20 protein-coding genes and 2 pseudogenes are annotated in these 17,698 nt (G+C 72.1%); 10 read left to right on the top strand and 12 right to left on the bottom strand.

The annotated features are described in order from the left end of the window. Positions 1 to 7: 7 nt before the first annotated feature. Positions 8 to 376 carry an STAS domain-containing protein gene (locus OG259_RS18055; protein ID WP_328943196.1) on the bottom strand — a complete coding sequence of 123 codons (369 nt, stop codon included), beginning with the start codon at positions 374 to 376 and terminating at the stop codon, positions 8 to 10. 183 nt (positions 377 to 559) lie between these two features. On the opposite strand from OG259_RS18055, the gene OG259_RS18060 reads away from it, so the two are divergent. From OG259_RS18060 to OG259_RS18070, 3 genes are all read left to right on the top strand, one after another. Further along, a complete protein-coding gene (locus tag OG259_RS18060) occupies positions 560 to 1,141 on the top strand; it encodes a sigma-70 family RNA polymerase sigma factor (protein ID WP_328943197.1) in 582 nt (193 codons plus the stop codon). Then, entirely contained in the window at positions 1,138 to 2,409 is a 1,272-nt protein-coding gene (locus OG259_RS18065) for a maleylpyruvate isomerase N-terminal domain-containing protein (RefSeq protein WP_328943198.1), read from the top strand. Before OG259_RS18060 ends, OG259_RS18065 begins: the two co-directional genes overlap by 4 nt. Positions 2,410 to 2,506: 97 nt before the next feature. Next, positions 2,507 to 3,319 (top strand): hypothetical protein, encoded by an 813-nt coding sequence (locus OG259_RS18070; protein ID WP_328943199.1) that lies wholly within the window; start codon positions 2,507 to 2,509, stop codon positions 3,317 to 3,319. 64 nt (positions 3,320 to 3,383) lie between these two features. Here OG259_RS18070 and purU read toward each other — a convergent pair whose 3' ends face one another. Both purU and OG259_RS18080 read right to left on the bottom strand, forming a co-directional pair. Continuing rightward, the gene (gene purU / locus OG259_RS18075) at positions 3,384 to 4,235 is read right to left on the bottom strand and encodes a formyltetrahydrofolate deformylase (RefSeq protein WP_328943200.1); all 852 of its coding nucleotides are present in this window, start codon (positions 4,233 to 4,235) and stop codon (positions 3,384 to 3,386) included. A 64-nt stretch (positions 4,236 to 4,299) separates the two neighbouring features. After that, positions 4,300 to 4,743 carry an SCO4402 family protein gene (locus tag OG259_RS18080; RefSeq protein WP_266900866.1) on the bottom strand — a complete coding sequence of 148 codons (444 nt, stop codon included), beginning with the start codon at positions 4,741 to 4,743 and terminating at the stop codon, positions 4,300 to 4,302. 192 nt (positions 4,744 to 4,935) lie between these two features. Here OG259_RS18080 and OG259_RS18085 point away from each other — a divergent pair, with 192 nt between their 5' ends. Beyond that, the gene (locus OG259_RS18085) at positions 4,936 to 6,246 is read left to right on the top strand and encodes an ABC transporter substrate-binding protein (protein ID WP_443051980.1); all 1,311 of its coding nucleotides are present in this window, start codon (positions 4,936 to 4,938) and stop codon (positions 6,244 to 6,246) included. Positions 6,247 to 6,255: 9 nt separating this feature from the next. Here the strand turns inward: OG259_RS18085 and OG259_RS18090 are convergent, their stop codons facing one another. Further along, on the bottom strand, positions 6,256 to 7,767 hold the full coding sequence (locus tag OG259_RS18090) for a hypothetical protein (protein ID WP_328943202.1): 1,512 nt from the start codon (positions 7,765 to 7,767) through the stop codon (positions 6,256 to 6,258). 123 nt (positions 7,768 to 7,890) lie between these two features. Further along, a complete protein-coding gene (locus OG259_RS18095) occupies positions 7,891 to 9,273 on the bottom strand; it encodes a transcriptional regulator (protein WP_266895106.1) in 1,383 nt (460 codons plus the stop codon). Positions 9,274 to 9,540: 267 nt separating this feature from the next. Between OG259_RS18095 and OG259_RS18100 the strand changes: the two genes are divergently transcribed. From OG259_RS18100 to OG259_RS18115, 4 genes are all read left to right on the top strand, one after another. Next, complete coding sequence (locus OG259_RS18100; protein ID WP_443051981.1) at positions 9,541 to 10,218, top strand: bifunctional DNA primase/polymerase; 678 nt, start codon at positions 9,541 to 9,543, stop codon at positions 10,216 to 10,218. Between the two features lie 76 nt (positions 10,219 to 10,294). Beyond that, positions 10,295 to 11,140 (top strand): ABC transporter ATP-binding protein, encoded by an 846-nt coding sequence (locus tag OG259_RS18105; protein WP_328943204.1) that lies wholly within the window; start codon positions 10,295 to 10,297, stop codon positions 11,138 to 11,140. Further along, positions 11,137 to 12,789: a transporter gene (locus OG259_RS18110; RefSeq protein WP_328943205.1), complete on the top strand. Its 1,653-nt coding sequence runs from the start codon at positions 11,137 to 11,139 to the stop codon at positions 12,787 to 12,789. The genes OG259_RS18105 and OG259_RS18110 overlap by 4 nt, the downstream gene beginning before the upstream one ends. Before the next feature lie 102 nt (positions 12,790 to 12,891). Further along, a complete protein-coding gene (locus tag OG259_RS18115; RefSeq protein WP_328943206.1) occupies positions 12,892 to 13,410 on the top strand; it encodes a hypothetical protein in 519 nt (172 codons plus the stop codon). On the opposite strand, the gene OG259_RS18120 is transcribed toward OG259_RS18115, so the two are convergent. The 4 genes from OG259_RS18120 to OG259_RS18135 form a co-directional block, all read right to left on the bottom strand. Next, positions 13,400 to 13,786 carry a DoxX family protein gene (locus OG259_RS18120; protein WP_328943207.1) on the bottom strand — a complete coding sequence of 129 codons (387 nt, stop codon included), beginning with the start codon at positions 13,784 to 13,786 and terminating at the stop codon, positions 13,400 to 13,402. The genes OG259_RS18115 and OG259_RS18120 overlap by 11 nt on opposite strands. 41 nt (positions 13,787 to 13,827) lie before the next feature. Next, the gene (locus OG259_RS18125) at positions 13,828 to 14,301 is read right to left on the bottom strand and encodes a carboxymuconolactone decarboxylase family protein (RefSeq protein WP_328943208.1); all 474 of its coding nucleotides are present in this window, start codon (positions 14,299 to 14,301) and stop codon (positions 13,828 to 13,830) included. A 183-nt stretch (positions 14,302 to 14,484) separates the two neighbouring features. Beyond that, the gene (locus tag OG259_RS18130; protein ID WP_328943209.1) at positions 14,485 to 14,919 is read right to left on the bottom strand and encodes a nucleoside deaminase; all 435 of its coding nucleotides are present in this window, start codon (positions 14,917 to 14,919) and stop codon (positions 14,485 to 14,487) included. Then, a complete protein-coding gene (locus OG259_RS18135) occupies positions 14,916 to 15,845 on the bottom strand; it encodes an LLM class flavin-dependent oxidoreductase (protein ID WP_328943210.1) in 930 nt (309 codons plus the stop codon). The genes OG259_RS18130 and OG259_RS18135 overlap by 4 nt, the downstream gene beginning before the upstream one ends. Positions 15,846 to 15,938: 93 nt before the next feature. Between OG259_RS18135 and OG259_RS18140 the strand changes: the two genes are divergently transcribed. After that, a complete protein-coding gene (locus OG259_RS18140; RefSeq protein ID WP_328943211.1) occupies positions 15,939 to 16,397 on the top strand; it encodes an Lrp/AsnC family transcriptional regulator in 459 nt (152 codons plus the stop codon). An 87-nt stretch (positions 16,398 to 16,484) separates the two neighbouring features. Here the strand turns inward: OG259_RS18140 and OG259_RS18145 are convergent, their stop codons facing one another. Next, on the bottom strand, positions 16,485 to 16,622 hold the full coding sequence (locus tag OG259_RS18145; RefSeq protein WP_328943212.1) for a hypothetical protein: 138 nt from the start codon (positions 16,620 to 16,622) through the stop codon (positions 16,485 to 16,487). Here OG259_RS18145 and OG259_RS18150 point away from each other — a divergent pair. Next, positions 16,596 to 16,706, top strand: a pseudogene (locus tag OG259_RS18150) (GNAT family N-acetyltransferase); the annotation flags it as partial. The gene OG259_RS18145 and the pseudogene OG259_RS18150 overlap by 27 nt on opposite strands. A gap of 81 nt (positions 16,707 to 16,787) precedes the next feature. On the opposite strand, the pseudogene OG259_RS18155 reads toward OG259_RS18150, so the two are convergent. After that, a pseudogene (locus tag OG259_RS18155) lies at positions 16,788 to 16,883 on the bottom strand (DUF1801 domain-containing protein); the annotation flags it as partial. A 4-nt stretch (positions 16,884 to 16,887) separates the two neighbouring features. Next, on the bottom strand, positions 16,888 to 17,667 hold the full coding sequence (locus OG259_RS18160; protein WP_328943213.1) for a class I SAM-dependent DNA methyltransferase: 780 nt from the start codon (positions 17,665 to 17,667) through the stop codon (positions 16,888 to 16,890). Between the last annotated feature and the right edge of the window lie 31 nt (positions 17,668 to 17,698).

Here is a 17,698-nt window from a genome sequence, read left to right on the forward strand (position 1 = left end):
CGGCGCCTCAGGCGCTGAGGGGCTCGGGTCTGTCCGCCATCGCCGCGGGAACGTCCTCGTACACCTCGAAGAGGCGGCGGACACCGAGCGCGCCGAGCACCCGGCCGACGTGCCCGTCCCTGTTCTCGGGGAGGATCAGGCGCAGCCTGCCGCCGCAGGAGCGGAGCAGTCGGCGGGCTGCGATCAGTACCCCGACCCCGCTGGAATCGCAGAACCGCACGGCGGACAGGTCGATCACCAGGTCGTGGCGGCCGCCCGCCACGGCGTCGTGGACGCGGCGGCGTATCCGGGGGGAGGTGACCAGGTCCATTTCGCCCCGCACGTGGAACACCGTCCAGGAGCCGTACTCGTTCTCGTCGACCTCGATCGTCGTCACGGTCGCCGCCTGCCCCACCGGCGCGAACCGAAACCCCCGGAATCAGGGATGACGCGTTCCTTACCATCCGGGGCGACGTCAAGGGCGTACTTGCGGGAAACATGCGTGCGTTGTCGGGACGGCGCACTACTTTGGAGGAGAACCGGGAGCCGTCGGGAAGCCACAGGAGGGGCGGAGGGTCGGATGGCGATGGACACACCACCGCGCTGGGACCGCAGGATGCAGCAGCGGCTGGCGCGCGGCGAGGCGGCCGCGCTCGGCGAGCTGTACGACCGGTTCGCCGCTCTGGTGCACAGCCTCGCCCACCGGGTCCTCGACGACGACGCCGCGGCCGACCAGATCACCCGCGAGGTCTTCGGCTACATCTGGGAGAACCCGGACGCGTACGACCCCAAGCAGGGGAACCTGCGCTCGTGGGTCGCCAAGCTGACACAGCGGCAGGCCGTCCACCGGCTGCGGCAGGCCGAGGCGACGGCGTACGCGGAGACGGGCCGGGGCTCGGCGGAGGAGCTGGAGCAGAAGGTGCGGCGGGCCTCCGTCGCGGCCCGCGCCGACTACATCGTGACGTCCATGCCGACACCCCTGCGGGCCGCGCTCGAACTGGCGTACTTCCAGCGGCGGGACTACCGGCAGACCGCCGCGGACCTCGGCGTCACCGAGGACGAGGCGCGGCGGCGCCTCCGCCTCGGGCTGCAGCTGCTCTCCTCGGCGAACCGGCCCGCGTCCGAGGGCGGCGGTCCGCCCGGCTACGGACGGACGCTGTGACCGGGGCGAACGACGACGACGGGAACGACGTCGCACGCGCCCCGTGGATACCGGGGCCGCGTCGGGCGGCGGACGACCACGCGGACCTGACGGCCGATCCGAACTCAGCGCCGGAAGCAGCGCCGGAAGAGGAGAAGTCCGGGGTGGAACCCGAGCCCGACGTACCGGTCCTCAGCCACGGGGTGCTCAAGTCCCTCCTCGGGGCGTGGGCGCTCTCGGCGTGTTCGGCCGGGGAGACGAAGGCCGTCGAGGACCACCTCACGGCCTGCGCGCCGTGCGCGGACGAGGCGCTGCGGCTGCGGGACGCGGTGACGCTGCTGCACGAGGACCGCGACCTGGACCTCGACCCGCTGCTGCGGTCCCGGGTCCTGGAGAACTGCCTGGGCCGGCGCCCGGCGCGCATCCCGGTGCCGGAATGGGTGACGCCGTACGACGCGGAGACCGCGCGGCTCGACGCGCTCCTGCGGGACATCGGCGAGTCGGAGTGGCACGCGCCGGTGCGGCTGAAGTGGTACGACGGGGACCGGATCGTACGCCGGAAGGCGACGGTCGCGGGAGTCATCGGCCATCTCCTCGCGGTGGACGGCCTGGTGTCGTCGGCGCTCGGGCTCGAAGACCCGCTGGGCACCGGGACTCCGGAACTGTCGCCGTCGGAGCGGACGGAGGCGTTCTGGTCGGGCCTGGACCGGCCGCCGAACCGCTCGATCCGAGGGCCGTGGCGGGAGCAGAGCCACACGCTGATCCGTACGGTCTCGTTCGCCGGGCGCGGTGTCGCGGACCTGACGGTCACGTACAAGGACTTCGCGCTGCCGCTGCGGGACTCGCTCCTTGAGCGGGCCTTCGAGTGCTGGGTGCACGCGGACGACATCGCGAACGCGGTGGCGTACCCGTACGCGCCGCCGAGCGGGGCGCATCTGCACGACATGATCGACCTGGCGGCCCGTCTGCTCCCGGCGGCCCTGGCGCACCGCCGCCGCACGGGCCTCGCGTCCCCCGCCCGCCGGCTGGTCGCGGCGGGCGCGCCGGGCCGCTCGCTCCACCTGGAGGTGGAGGGCGCGGGCGGCGGCCACTGGTACATCGCGCTCGACTCCCCGGCGGCGATCGGCTCACCGGAACAGACGGTGGCGCAGGTCGCGATGGACGGCGTCGAGTTCTGCCAGCTGGTGGCGGGCCACATCTCCCCGGAGGAAGCGGCGGCCGGACAGGACGGCGACCGCGAAGCGATCAAGGACGTCCTGTCGGCGGTGGCGTCGCTGAGCCGCCTGTAGAAAGACCCGCGGGAGGCACATATAGGCTGGTCAGCACTTGTGTCGTGCACATTGCCGGGAGGCACGACCCGCCCCCGTGACATGGAGTTCCTCCCTCATGCGCCGTGCGCTTCCGTCCGTCCTGCTCTGCGCCGCGCTGCTGACCGCCGGCTGCGCCACCGTGGAAGCGAAGCCCGGCGCCACCGCCCCGGCCTCGACACCGAGCGCCGTCGCGACGACCCCCGCCGACGAGACCCGCGCGATACGCGACGCCGTCGCGGCGACCGGCCGGACCACCGCCCGGTTCTCGTACCGGACGGAGATCGGTACGAGCCCGTCGGCGGCTCCGTACGTCATCACGACCAGCGGCGCCCACGACTTCGCGCGGGACCTCGGCTCCCTCCGTTCGGGCATGGGGAAGGTGGCCCAGGTCGAGGAGGTCCTCACCTCGAAGCGGATCTACCTGCGGAGCACCGTCGGCGACGAGACGATGCCGTGGTCCTATCTCGATCGCGCCGACGTCGAGGCCCGCCACGCCCTCCGGGCGCCCGCCAACGACCCCGAGTACACGCTGCGGCAGGTCGCCCTGGGCGAGCGGTTCACGCGGGTCGGCGAGGAGAAGCTGAACGGCGCGCCGGTCACGCACTACCGCGGCCACCTCCCGCACGCGGCCCTCATCCTGGAGATGGCGGAGGACCGTCGGGCGCTGGTGGACAAGATTCGCAAGCTCCTGGGCGGCCCGCTCCCCGCGTCCGCCGACGTGTGGGTGGACGGACGGAAGCGGGTCGTGAAGATGCGTCTCTCGCTGAACATCGAGGGCATGCCGCTCTCCGTCAACACGCTCACGCTCACCGAGCTGGGCAAGCCGGTGAAGGTCACCGTCCCCAGCGCCGACGAAGCCGCCGAGTCGGACGGCTCGATCCTCGGCTGACGCCGGTCGGGGTCGGCCGACGGCCGACCGCCCACCGGGCCGGTGGGCCGGTGGGCGACGGGCGTTACGCGAAGACCACCGTGCGGCGGCCGTTCAGGAGGATGCGGTGTTCCGCGTGCCACTTCACCGCGCGGGCCAGCGCCTGGCACTCCACGTCGCGGCCGATAGCGACCAGCTGGTCGGGGGTCACCTCGTGGCCGACCCGCTCGACCTCCTGCTCGATGATCGGGCCCTCGTCGAGGTCGGCGGTCACGTAGTGGGCCGTCGCGCCGATCAGCTTCACACCGCGCGCGTGCGCCTGGTGGTAGGGCTTGGCGCCCTTGAAGCTGGGGAGGAAGGAGTGGTGGATGTTGATGATCCGCCCGGAGAGCTGCTTGCAGAGGTCGTCGGAGAGGACCTGCATGTAGCGGGCGAGGACGACCAGCTCGACGTTCTCCTCGCGGACGAGGTCCAGGAGCGTCGCCTCGGCCTCCGCCTTGGTGTCCTTGGTGACGGGGATGTGCCGGAAGGGCAGCCCGTACGAGCCGACGAGTTCCTCGAAGTCGGTGTGGTTGGAGACGACGGCGACGATCTCGACCGGCAGCGCGCCGATCCGCGAGCGGAACAGCAGGTCGTTCAGGCAGTGGCCGAACTTCGACACCATGAGGACGACCCGCATGCGCTGGTCGGCGCGGTTGATCTGCCAGTCCATCTCGAAGGAGTCGCCGACCGCGGCGAAGCTGGCCCGCAGCTTGTCGACGTTCACGGGCGCCTCGGCCGAGAAGTGGACCCGCATGAAGAAGAGTCCGCTGTCACGGTCTCCGAACTGCTGACTGTCCTCGATGTTGCACCCGGTGATGAAGAGGTAGCTCGACACGGCGTGCACGATGCCCTGCTTGTCGGGGCACGAGAGGGTGAGGACGTACTGGTCGGTCATCCCGTCAGCCTGCCACACCCGGACGGGCCGGGTGACCCACTGTCCGGCAGACGGAACGGCGGGGTCAGGACCCGGTCATGATGTGCAGCACGTCCAGGGAGCGCGGAGGCGTGTCGGGGTCCTCCCCGTCGGCCTGCGCGAGGCGTACGTGTGCCTCGCGGGCGGCCCGTACGGCCTCCGGCCACCCGGGGTGCTGCAGATAGGCGGAGACGGGGGCGTCGGGGCCCACCTGGTGCATGATGCGCAGCACCCGGAGGACGGCGACGTCGACGAGGGCGGCCTCGCCGGTGTCTCGGAAGATCGAGCCGACGTATTTCTCGGCGGACCAGTTGTCGAGCCAGGTGTCCTCGACCAGGCGGTAGACGGCGTCGGTGACGTCGCCGTACCCGTCCAGGCCGGCCAGCCAGGTGGTCTCGTGGAACCCGGGGTCGGAGAGCATGTGCAGCGCCGAGCGCACGTTGCTGCGCCAGCGCCACCACGGCATGTCGTTGAGCGGCATGCCGCCCATGGTGGAGGAGCGACGGCCGCGACGGGAAGAGTTAACCGAACCGGAGACTGGACTGGACACGTTTCGATCGTACGTTCCCTTGTCCGGTAACCGGAGCCGCCCCCTCGCAGCCCCCGTAATTCACCTTCACGTCACCCACCGTTGAACCGACCTCACTCCCGCGTTACCCATGAGGCGGAAATGTGCATGCCCATGACCGGTAGGCGACTGACCTCACTCATCGCGTATGTCACGACCGCGGCGGCCGGAGCTTCGTTGCTCACCGGGTGTGGCGTGCTCCCTGGTACCACGGGGGGTTCCAGGGAGCCCGTCACGGTGATGACGTGGGCTCCCGACCAGACCCGAGCCACCAATATGCCCGGAATGCCCGCTATGGCGCAGGCCTACGCCCGCTGGGTCAACTCCCAGGGCGGCATCGACGGCCACGAACTGCGCATCCTCACCTGCAACGAGAGGAACACCGCCACCGGCGCCGCCGAGTGTGCCCGCCGGGCCGTCCGCGAGAACGCGGTCGCGGTCGTCGGCTCGTACAGCCAGAACGGGCGGGCCTTCATGGCGCCCCTGGAGGCCGCCGAGATCCCGTACATCGGCGGCTACGGCATCTCCGAGGACGAGTTCACCAGCCCGCTCTCGTACCCCGTCAACGGCGGCCAGGCGGCCCTCATCGCCGGTCACGGCATGCAGCTCGCCGGGTCCTGCCGGACCGTCTCCCTCGTCCGGCCCGACACCCTCGCCGGCGACAAGCTCCCCGAGCTCCTCGACTCCGGCCTGCGCAAGGCGAGCCACCGGGGGGCCGTCGACATCCCCGCCGTCGAGGACGCCGCCGAGTACACCGCGCAGGCCACCACGGCCCGTGAGAAGGCCGGTGAGAAGGACGGCTGCGTCACCGCCGTGCTCGGCGAGCGCACCCAGACCTTCTTCGACTCCTTCCGCCGCCTCCCGGACCAGGAGGGCGGCGGCGACAGCGGCGACAGCGGCAACGGCTCCGGCGACGACTCCGGCGAGAAGAAGGAGGCCGTGCGGATCTCCTCCGTCCTCGGCAGCGTCGGCCAGCCCGTGATCGACCGCACCGGAGGCGCCCACAGCCCCTTCGAAGGCGCGTTCGTCACCGGCTGGTACCCGGAGGCGGCCGACAAGAGCTGGGCGCCGATGCGGAAGGTCATCCAGGAGCACGCCTTCGCCGACAACCGGGTCGACCCGGCCGACGCGGGCGTCCAGACCACCTGGATCGCCTACACGGTCCTCAAGGAGGTCATCGAGGGCCTCGACTCCGACGAGATCACGGCCGGCCGGATCGCCCACGCCCTCGACCGGGGCGCGAAGATCGACACCGGCGGCCTGACCCCCACCCTGCGCTGGAAGTACGAGGACATGCTCGGCGCCCCCGGCTTCCCCCGGATCGTCAACCACGAGGTGACGTTCCAGGTGGTCCGCAAGGGGCAGCTGGTGGCGCAGAAGCCCGGCTTCGTCGACGTCGGCGAGACCGTCCTCAGCGCCCCCTGAGCCCGTCCCCTACAGCTGGGTGTACGTCCGCTTCTCCAGGCCGTACTTCGCGGCCGTCGGGTTCCACAGCGAGGCCGCCTTCTTCTTCGCGGTGGTGGCCTCGCCGCTCTTGTCGCTCGCCGCGACCAGGTGGTTGGTCGAGCGGGCCTTGCCGCCCTTGCAGGCCTTCTTGGCCTTCATCTGGTCCGCCCAGGCCGCGTAGTGGTCGTCCGCGGACGCCGAGGCCTGCCAGGCCTTGATGAGCGAGGCCGTCAGTGCGGGGTTGTCCGGGATCTTGTCGACCGACAGCGACTGGAGCTTGGTGACCAGGCCCCGGCGCTGCTCGGCGGCGCCCCGCAGGTCACTCGCGGCCTTGTCCAGGTTCTTGCACTGCTTGATGGACTCGACGGAGCTGATCACCGTGTCGCGGCTGCTGCTGCTGGTCGCGAGGAGCTTGCTCAGCTCCTGCGCCTGCGGCTCCGCCGGGTCGGCCGGCTTCTCGGTGGGCGGCGTCGTCGCCTCGCCGGACGGCGCGGCGGAGCTCTCCGCCACGTTCTGGGGGCCCTTCTTGGGGTCCTTGTCCTCGTCGCCTCCGCTGAGCAGCGCACCGGCGCCGAGGCCGACGACGGCGCAGCCGACGACGACGGCGGCGATCAGCGCGACCGGCGACTTGCGGCGCGAGGGCTCCGGCTCGGCGCCGTCGTCGTAGTAGGCGTCCTGGTAGGCGTACTGCTGCGGGGGCGCCGGCGGCTGGTGGTGCTGCTGGTGCTGCGGCGGCTGATGCTGCTGGTACGGGGCCGGGGCGGGCTGCTGGTAGGCCTGCGCGTGCGGCTGCTGCGGGGCCTGCGGCGCGCGCGGGGCCTCCGTACGGAAGAGGTTGTCGAACTCGGCGGGCGGCTGGCGCTCACCGGGCTCCTGCGCCGGTACGGGGGCGATGTACTGGGTGGCGTCGGAGGCACCCGCGGGTCCGGGGCCCTGCGCCTGGAGCGGCCCGGTGCCCAGGAACTGGGTCTGGGCGCCCCCGCCCTGCTGCGGCGGCACGGGGGCGATGTGCTGGGTGGCCTGCATGTCCCCGGCCGGCGGCGGATAGCCGTACCCGGGCTGCGGACCGGCCTGCGGCATCCCGCCGGGCGCCTGCTGCGGGTATCCGTAGCCCGGCTGCGGGCCCGGGTGCTGCCCCGGCGCCTGCGGCATCCCGCCCTGGACCGGGGACACCGGCGGCATTCCGCCCGGGACCGGCGCTATGTGCTGGGTCGCCTGCATGTCGGCGCCGCCCGGGGCGCCCGGCCCCGGGTAGCCGTAGCCGGGCTGCGGCGCGCCCTGCGGCGGGATCGGCGGCAGGTACTGGGTGGACTGCATGTCGGCGGCGCCGCCCGGTGCCGCCTCCGGAGGCAGGGGCTGTGCGGGCGGCAGCGGCTGCCCGCCCGGCGCTGCGCCGGCGGGACCCCAGGCGCCACCGTACGGCTGTGCTCCCCCTTGGGCGTTCTGCGCGGGGGGCACCGCCGGGTACTGCGGCTCCGGACCCTGTCCGTTCTGCGTCACCGGGACTCCTACTGATGGACCTACGGAATCGTCGGCTCACGCTACCGGGTGCGCCCGGGGCTCCGCACACACGTGTGAGCCCGGTTACACAACCTTCTCGAACGGCACCGCCCCCCTCAGGGACTAAGCGGCATACAGCTCCATCCGCGCCCCGAACTCCCGTACCACCGCCTCCCCCGCGTACGGCTCCAGGCGCTCCCGCAGATCGTCCAGGTACTCCGCGCCCCTCGACGACCGCAGCGTGCCGAGCAGTTCGAGCGCCCGCGTGCCCGTCCGGCAGGCCTGCTCGACCTCCCGCTGCTGGACCTGCGCCGAGGCGAGCAGGGCCAGGCCGATCGCCCGGCGCCGCGCACGGGTCTCCGGGTGCCCGGCGATCGACTCCTCCGCGGCCCGCGCCGCCTCCGCCGCGTTCCCCAGGTCCCGGTGGCAGTGGGCCAGTTCGTCGGCGAGGTACGCGTGGTCGAAGTGGGCGATCCACGCCGGGTCGTCGCCCGACTCCGGATCGGCCTGCTCCAGGGCCCGTACGGCACGGCCCGCCGCGGTCTCGAAGGCGCTGACGTCCCCGAGCAGCGCGTGCCCGCGCGCCTCGGCCGCGAGGAACATCGCCTCGGCCCGCGGCGGCACCTTCCCGCGCGCGCCCTCCTGCGCCGCCCGCGCCAACTGTGCGATCTCCCGTGGGTTTCCGAGCTGGGCGGCGAGGTGGCTCATCGAGGCGGCGAGGACGTACCCGCCGTAGCCCCGGTCACCGGCCGCCTGCGCGAGCCGCAGCGCCTGGATGTAGTACCGCTGGGCGAGGCCCGGTTCACCCGTGTCCACCGCCATGTACCCGGCGAGCTCGGTCAGTCGGGCGACCGCCGCGAACAGCTGCCGGCCGACCGCCTCCCGGTACGAGCCGGACAGCATCCCCGACACCACGCTGTTGAGGTAGTGGACGACGACCGGTCGCACGTGCCCGCTGCCGAACCGCCGGTCGAGGTCGACGAGCGCCGCCGTCATCTCCCGTACGGCCGCCACGTCCGCGACCCCGACGCGCGCGCCCGCCATCCGGGCCACGTGCGCGTCGGGCCCGGTGATCAGCCAGTCCCGGCTGGGCTCGACGAGCGCGGAGGACGCGACCGTGGAGCCGGAGAGGAAGTCGCGGCGGCCCACGTCACTGCGCCACAGCTCGCAGACCTGCTCGATCGCCCCGGGCACGGTCGGCGCGAACTGGAGCCCCACGCCGGCCGCGAGGTTCCGGCCGTTGGCCATGCCGACCTCGTCGATCGTGACCGTACGGCCGAGCTTGCGGCCCAGCGCCTCGGCGATGATCCCCGGCGCGCGCCCGCGCGGCTGCTGCCCGCGCAGCCAGCGCGCCACCGACGTCTTGTCGTACCGCAGGTCGAGTCCGCGCTCCGCGCCGACCATGTTGACCCTGCGGGCGAGGCCGGCGTTGGAACAGCCGGCCTCCTGGATGAGCGCCTGGAGCCGTTCGTTGAGCTGACGCGGAACGAGTGGCCTGGCTGCCATGAGTACCCCCTGAGGCCGTGCGGTGATCACTGGAGAAGTGATCACTGCCCGGTGGATATCCGGTCAATGCCGATGTGAACACGCGAAACCGGACACGTCGGCCGCGACTTCGCCGCCGACGCCCCCACCTGTGCGTACCCACCCCCGCTCCCCGTCCCCCCGCGCGCCCCCGCTCGTGCACCGATGCGCCCCGCGTGCAGGATCGATGCCTCACACCGCTCGGACCCCTGGCCGTAACCCCAGGTGGCGGGGGAAGTTGTGTTCACCGTGGAAGAGACCATCGGAGTCACGGAAGCCGCACAGATCCCCAAGCAGCGAGGCGAGCAGCTGCTGGACAGCGCCGTGCGGTACGCGGAAGAGCGGCACTGGGACGTGTTTCCCGGGACCTGGCTGGAGGCCGTCGAGGGCAGGGAGCGCTGCTCCTGCGGCGCGGACGCGTGCGCCGTGCCCGGCGCCCACGCCGTCAGGCCCGACTGGTCGACCCAGGCGACCGGCAGCGGGGTCGGCGCCCGGCGCATGTGGTCGAAGCAGCCGAAATCGTCGATCCTGCTGCCGACGGGTCGCACGTTCGACGCGATCGAGGTGCCCGAGTCCGCCGGGTTCCTGGCGCTCGCCCGGATGGAGCGGATGGAGCTGACGCTCGGCCCGGTGACCTGCACCCCGGACCGCCGCATGTACTTCTTCGTCCTGCCCGGCGCCGCGACCAAGGTGCCGGACCTCGTCCGCAAGCTCGGCTGGGTCCCGGCCGCCATCGACCTCACCACCCGCGGCGAGGGGCACTACGTGGCGGCCCCGCCCACCCGCATCGGCGGCTGCGGCGCGGTGCAGTGGGCCCGGCGCCCCACACCGGCGAACCGCTGGCTCCCCGACGCGGAGGAACTGATCAGCGCCCTCGCCTACGCGTGTGGCCGGGAAGCGGCGGAGGCGAGAAGCCGGACGTCCTGACCCTGGGTCCCCGCGGGCCCCACCCTTAGGGTGGGGCCCGTAAGACACACGGGGACGGACGAGGGGCTGACAGACCATGCCTGACCAGGCATTTGACGGAGTGTTCGACAAAGCGGGCGCCGCACCGGGAGACGGTGCTGTGCCCGCTGTGCGTGTCGAGGGCTTGTGGAAACGATTCGGCCAGCAGATCGCGGTGAACGGAATCGATCTGGTGCTGCCCGCGGGCAAGTTCATCGGGCTCGTGGGACCCAACGGCGCCGGCAAGACCACCACACTCTCGATGATCACCGGCCTGCTCCGCCCCGACCAGGGCCGCATCCAGGTCGCCGGGCACGACGTGTGGGCCGACCCCGAGTCGGTCGCCCAGGTCAAGGCCCGGATCGGCATCCTGCCGGAGGGCCTGCGGCTCTTCGAGCGGCTCTCGGGCCGTGAACTCCTCGCGTACAGCGGCCGGCTGCGGGGGCTGCCCGGTGCCGAGGTCGACAAGCGGGCCGCGCAGCTCCTCGACGTGCTCGACCTGACCGGCTCGCAGAACAAGCTGGTCGTCGACTACTCGACCGGCATGCGGAAGAAGATCGGGCTCGCGGCGGCGCTGCTCCACAACCCCGAGGTGCTCTTCCTCGACGAGCCCTTCGAGGGCGTCGACCCGGTCTCCGCGCAGACCATCCGCGGGGTCCTGGAGCGGTACACCTCCTCCGGCGCCACCGTCGTCTTCTCCAGCCACGTCATGGAACTGGTCGAGTCGCTCTGCGACTGGGTCGCCGTGATGGCCGCGGGCCGGATCCGCGCACAGGGCACGCTCGCCGAAGTACGGGGCGACGCGCCCTCGCTCCAGGCCGCGTTCCTGGAACTGGTCGGCGCGAACGGGCGCGAGGCGGCGGGCGACTCGCTGGACTGGCTGGGCGGCGGGGCGCAGCGATGAACGCCTTCCCGACCACGACCACGGCCGCCACCGGCACCACGGCCGGTCCCGTCCCCTCCCTCACCTCCGTCTTCGTGCGGCTCAAGTTGAGCCTGCTGCGCAACGGGCTGCGGCAGTCGAGCGGGCGTACGGTCGCGTACATCCTGTCCATCGTCATCGGAGCGCTCTTCGCCGCGGCCCTGCTGCTGTCCTTCGTGCTCATGCGGGGCAGCGCCGATGCCGACAGCATCGCCATCCTCGTCACGGGGGCCCTCGCGCTCTCCTGGGCGGTGATGCCGCTGTTCATCCCGAGCGGCGACGAGACCCTCGACCCGTCGCGACTCGTCATGCTGCCGCTGCGGCCGCGGCCGCTGGTCCGGGCGCTGCTCGTGGCCTCCCTCGTGGGCATCGGCCCCGTCCTCACCTTCGTCCTGGTCCTGGGCGCGGCGCTGTCCGTCGCGCACGGCGCGGCCGGCACGGTCGTCGCCGTCCTGTCCGTCCCCCTCGTGACCGTCACGTGCGTGGCGCTGTCCCGGGCCGTGGCCGCCGCCAACGTCCGGCTCCTCACCTCCCGCAAGGGCCGGGACCTGGCGCTGCTCAGCGGTCTGATCATCGCGGTCGGCATGCAGGTCGTGAACTTCGCCGCCCAGCGCCTGGGCCAGGCCGGCGGTCTGGAGTCGCTCGAACCGGCGACGGCCGTCGTCGGCTGGCTGCCGCCGGCCGCGGCGATCGGCGCGGTCGACTCCGCGAGCCAGGGCGACTACGTGGTGGCGACGGTCCGGCTGCTGCTCACGGCGGCCACGCTCGCGGGACTCGGGTACTGGTGGCAGCGGAGCCTGGTGCGGCTGATGGTCGAGCCCGACGGTTCGACGATCGGCGCGGCCTCGGACGCGTCCGTCCGCGCCAAGTCCGACAGTGCGGGGCTGCTCGGCCGGATCCTGCCGGACGGACGCACGGGCGCGGTCATGGAGCGCAGCCTGCGCTATCTGTGGCGTGACCCGAAGACGAAGGCCGGGGCCGTGACCTCGCTCGCGCTCGGCCTGATCGTCCCGCTCGTCAACGCGCTCCAGGGCACGGGCTCGATCTACTGGGCGTGCTTCGCCTCCGGCATGCTCGGCATGCTGATGTACAACCAGTTCGGGCAGGACACCTCGGCGTTCTGGATCGTCGCCCAGACCATCTCGACGACGGCCGACGCGTACGCCGAACTCCGGGCGCGGACCCTGGCCCTGCTCATGGTCACCCTCCCGTACGCGGTCTTCGTCACGGTCCTCACGGTCGCCGTCCTGGGCGACTGGTCGCGGCTCCCGGACGCCGTAGGCCTGGCGCTCGCCCTGCTCGGCGCGATGCTGGCGACGGGCGCGGTGGCCTCGGCCACCTTCCCGTACTCGATCCCGCAGGACAGCGGCTACAAGAACGTGGCTCCGGGACAGGGCGCTCTGGCGTGGATCTCGATCCTCGGCGGCATGCTCACGGCCCCGCTGCTGTGCGCCCCGCTGATCGGCGGGACGATCTATCTCCACCTCTCCGACCAGCAGTCCCTGCTCTGGCTCCTGCTCCCGGCCGGCACGCTCTACGGCGCGCTCCTCGTCTGGGCGGGCCTGAAGGTGGCGGCGCCGCGGACGGCGAGGCGGCTGCCGGAGATCCTGGCGGCGGTCAGCAAGGGGTAGGTGCGCCGGTGGCGCGTGCAGTACGTCGATGGCCCACCCGGATCCGTCCGGGCGGGCCATCGACGTGGTCGGACCGGTCCTCCACCTGAAAGGGTGACGACCATGGTCGACACATGGGATTCCTGGCAGTCGGCGTCCGACCCCTGGCAGGGGCACGACGTCGGCGGTCTCCTCGTCGCCCTGTTCGCCGGGGCGACGACCCTGATGGCCCTCACCGTCTACCTGTTCTCGCGGCTCGCGCCGCAGAACCTCCAGCGGTACACCCCGACCCGGGCCCTGCGGGACGTGCCCCTGCTCGCCCTCGCCGTGGCAACCGCCCTCTACCTGTGGGGACTTCTCCTCGTCCTCCTCACGGAGGACCAGGAACAGGCCCAGGAGTGCGAGCTGCGGCGCCCCGGAGACGTGCCTTCCCTCGTCGGCCGCAGAGGGGACTTCTTCCCGCTGCGTGTCGTCTGCGAGGGGTCGAACGGCCACGACTACAACGTCGTCGTCCCCGACTACATCACCCCGGCCCACGCCGCCCTGCTGACGGTCGCCCTGCTCTGCGCCGCCGGCTCCGCCGTCCTCCACCGGAGGCGGCTCGTGGCGGCCGACGGGGCGCCGGGCCCGGTCAGCCGGTGAAGGCCTCGGGACCGAAGCGGCCCCACACCACGAACCCGATGAGGACGATGTAGGCCAGGTCCACACCCACGAGCTTCAGCTCCCGGCGCCGGAGCCGGACGATCACCGCCCCCAGCATGACGAGCAGCAGTCCGACGGCGGCCAGCGGCACGAGGACCGGTGCGATGCCGAGCACCGCGGGCAGGATCAGACCCACGGCGGCCAGGGCCTCCAGGGCCCCGATGGCCTTGACTCCCCCGGCGCTGAAGTCCTCGACCCACTGCCCGCTCGGCCCTGCGGCGGCGATCTTCGTCTTCGGGGTGACCAGCTTGTAGCCGCCGCCGGCGAGGTAGGCGAGCGCGAGCAGTCCGGTGACGATCCACAGGGCGATGTTCATGGGGTTCTCCTTCAACAGGTACGGGGGAGGCGCGGGCGCGGCTAGGCGTACTGGCCGGGCTGGTAGCCACCGGCGGGCTGCTGGATCATGACGTTGGCCCGGTTGAAGGCGTTGATGAGCGCGATCTGGGAGACCAGGGCGGCGAGCTGGTCCTCGTCGAAATACTTGGCGGCGTCGGCCCAGGCCTCGTCCGTGACGCCGCCGGCGCCGTCGGCGAGGCGGGTGCCCTGTTCCGTCAGCTCCAGGGCGGCGCGCTCGGCGTCGGTGAAGACGGTGGCCTCGCGCCAGGCGGCGACGAGGTGGAGCCGTATGGGGGTCTCCCCGGCGGCGGTGGCGTCCTTGGTGTGCATGTCGAGGCAGAAGCCGCACCCGTTGATCTGGCTGGCGCGGACCCTCATCAGCTCCACGGTGGCGGCCGGCAGCGACGCGTCCGCGAGCACCTTGCCCGCCGCGATGATGTGCTTCCAGGCCTTGACGGCGACCGGGCTGTCGAACATGTTCAGGCGAGCGTTCATGGCGGGTTCCTCCGTCGTCGGTCGATGACTACACCCCCAGGACGGAACGAGCTCGCCGAGATGTGACATCCCGGAATGTGACCCGCGTCACCCCGACTGCCGGGCCGTTGGAACAGGGTCGACCGGCCCCGGCCGGAGGGCCGTCGGGTACGGACTCCGGCGGGCAGCCCCTGTCCGCGGGAGCTACGGCCGGTAGTAGGCGTCGATCGGCGCGCGCGCCTCGTCGAACAGCGCCGGGCCCTCCTGCGCCACCGCCGGCCAGGCGCCCGACTGCGGGTTGAGTTCGACGAGTTGCTCGGTGGAGAGGGCATGGACGACCCGGCCGATCCCGGAGCGGACGATGCCGCCTGCACACATGCCGCAGGGCTGGCAGCTGGTGTACAGGGTGACCCGTGCGGCCGTCTCCGGGTCGAGCTCGCGGGCCGCCCAGCGGGCGAGCTTCAGTTCCGGGTGGGCGGTGATGTCGTCGTCGCGCCGCACCGTGTTGTGGGCCTCGGCGAGCACGGTGCCGTCCGGGCCGGCCAGCAGGGAGCCGTACGGTGCGTCGCCCAGGGTGACGGCACGGGCCGCGATGCCGATGGCGCGCCGCAGCAGGGTCTCGTCGGCGGTGGTGATCACGATGCGTTCCTCCATCGGGTGGCCACGGCGGTGAGCGCATGCCAGGCCCGGTCGGGCCGGCGGGTCTCCTCCGGATCTCCGTGGTACGGGTCGAACACGACGGTGTCGGCGCCGAGCAGGCGGAGCTGCTCAAGGTCGTCGAGGATCTGCTCGACGGTGCCGACGCCGGCGGGCCGTTCGGGGTCGTCGACCGGTGTGTCGGTCAGGCGAAGGGCGATGCGGGGTGCGAACGCCGGCAGCGAGTGCTCCGACAGGACCGAGCGCATCCGGGCCAGGGGGAGCCGCAGCGGGTGCCAGGCGTCGCCGAACCTGACGGTACGCCGGATCGCCGCCTCGCTGTGGCCGCCGACCCAGACGGGGACCGGGGTGTGGACCGGTGCGGGGACCGGGTGGTGGACTTGGTCATGGACCTGGTCCAGGACTTGGTCGCGGACTTGGTCGTGGACTGGGTCGTGGACCGGCGAGGACACCGCGGCCGTCGTGGTGGTCTCCGTCTGCGCGCGCCAGGCGTCCCGCAGGGTGCCCAGGTAATCGTCGGTGAGCCTGCCGCGCCGGGTGAACGGCACGCCGAGCGCCTCGAATTCCTGACGCGCCCAGCCGACGCCGACCCCGAGGACGAACCGGCCCCCACTGAGCTGCTGGAGATTGGTCGCCATGCGTGCCACCAGGAGCGGATGCCGGTAGGGAAGTACGAGAACGGTGGTGCCCAGCCGGAGCTCGGTGGTGATGCCGGCCAGCCACGACAGCGTGGTGAACGGCTCGTAGAACGGCTCCGGGTACCGCTCGGCCACGTCCGGGGTGACGGCCACGTGATCCGACATCATCAGGAGGTCGAAGCCGAGTCCCTCCGCGGTCCGCGCCCACTCGCGCAGGACGCCGGGATCGGTCCCGGGTCCGAAGTTCGGGACGTTGACGCCTAGTTGCATGGTCCGAGGCTATCCCTGCGACAGCGGGATACGGAACTGGAAACTCCCGGTGATACAGGACTTCTCCCGTGCTTCTGCCGGTAGCATCGCGATATGACCGCGAATCTTGACGAAGTCGACTGGGCGATCATCGAGCAGCTGCAGCAGGAGGCCCGTATCTCCCTGAGCGAGTTGGGGAGGCGGGTGAAACTCAGCTCCTCGGCCACCACGGAGCGGGTGCGGAACCTGGAGGCGCTGGGCGTCATCACCGGCTATCACGCCGTGGTGGACCTGACCAAGGTCGGCTATCCCGTACTCGCCGTGGTCCGGCTGAAGTACCCGGGCAACCATCACCAGCCGCTGCGGCGGCTGCTCGCCGAGCGCCGGGAGATCCTGGAGTGCCTGCGGACCACCGGCGACGACTGCTACACCCTGAAGGTGGCCGCGACCTCCATGGAACACCTGGAGACCCTCATGGACGAGCTGGCCGGCTTCGGCAGCACGACCACCAGCGTCGTCTACAGCCGGACACTCCCCTACCGCGGACCTTCCCGAGTCCGAGACGCCGGATAACGGGCCGCGGAGGCGGCGAGGCCGCGAACCTCCGGAGCGGCAGTCGGCGAGGCGGCGAACGTCCGGAGCGGTCGCCGGGCCCGCGCCTCAGTCGTACGCCTCGCCGTCGTCGCCCTGGACGCGGGCCCCGCCGCCCAGCGCGCGGGCGACCGTCCGGAGCACGGCGAGAGTGGCCGGGTCCGGGTTCTTGACGACGACCCGGCGCAGCGGTTCTACGAGCGGCACGGCTTCGTCGCGGTGGAGCGGACGGACGGACAGCGCAACGAGGAACGCGAGCCGGACGTCCGCTACTCCTGGCGGCCCCGCTGAAGCAGCGTTCGGCACCGTTCCGCCTGCGGCAGGCGGAACGGTGCCGACTGGTCCCGGGAGGCGCCCCGGCGCCCGGCGGTGTCAGCAGATCGCGCCGGGCCGGGCCTCGGTGGCCTTGAGCAGATCCCGCACCAGGCCGAAGTCGATGTTCTCCGGCCTGCGGAACCGCAGGCATCCCCCCTTAGGCCCGGGCCTTGTCCGACGGTGGTGCCTCGGCGACGAAGAAGAGGAAGCCGATCTTGGTCGAGAGGGCCTGGAACTCGTCGGGGAACAGCTCGCGGGCGGCCGGGTCGGGCTGCGGCTCGCTGATGACGGTCAGGCGGAAGCCCGCGGCCGCGAAGGCGTCGGTCATGGCGTGCAGCGGCCTGCGCCAGAAGGTCAGTGGGACGGTCTTCCCGTTGAAGTTGAAGTCGCTGGTGTAGCTGGTGGTCGCGAAGTAGTCGGGTCGGGGGTCCTGGATCGCGTAGTCCACGAAGGGGTGCTGCACGGACACGATCAGGCGGCCGCCGGGCCTGAGGACGCGGCGCAGCTCGGTCAGCGTCGGCCCCCAGTCCTCCAGGTAGTGCAGCACCAGCGACGCGACCACGTCGTCGAACGCGTCGTCGTCGAACGGCAGGGGGTCTGCCAGGTCGACCACGTGCAGGGCCGTGTCGGCACCGAGCCGCCGCCTGGCCAGCTCCAGCATCCCGGCGCTGGAGTCGATGCCGGTGACGTCGGCGCCTCGGTCGCGCAGTGCCGCGGACAGGGGACCCGAGCCGCAGCCGGCGTCCAGGATCCGACGGCCGGCCACGTCTCCGGCGAGGGCCAGCACCGCGGGCCGCTCGTAGTACGCGTTCAGGAGGTTGTTGTCGTTCTCCGCCGTGTACGCCTCGGCGAAGCTGTCGTAGTCGTTCGCCTGGGCGGGATCTGCCGCCGTTGCAGGCTGGGCGAGGGTCTCGGTCATGTCGGTGGCTCGGTCCATCACCGCAGCCTACGGTTTCACATGATCCGCC

Source organism: Streptomyces sp. NBC_00250, from assembly GCF_036192275.1.
In the GTDB taxonomy this organism is placed as follows: domain Bacteria; phylum Actinomycetota; class Actinomycetes; order Streptomycetales; family Streptomycetaceae; genus Streptomyces.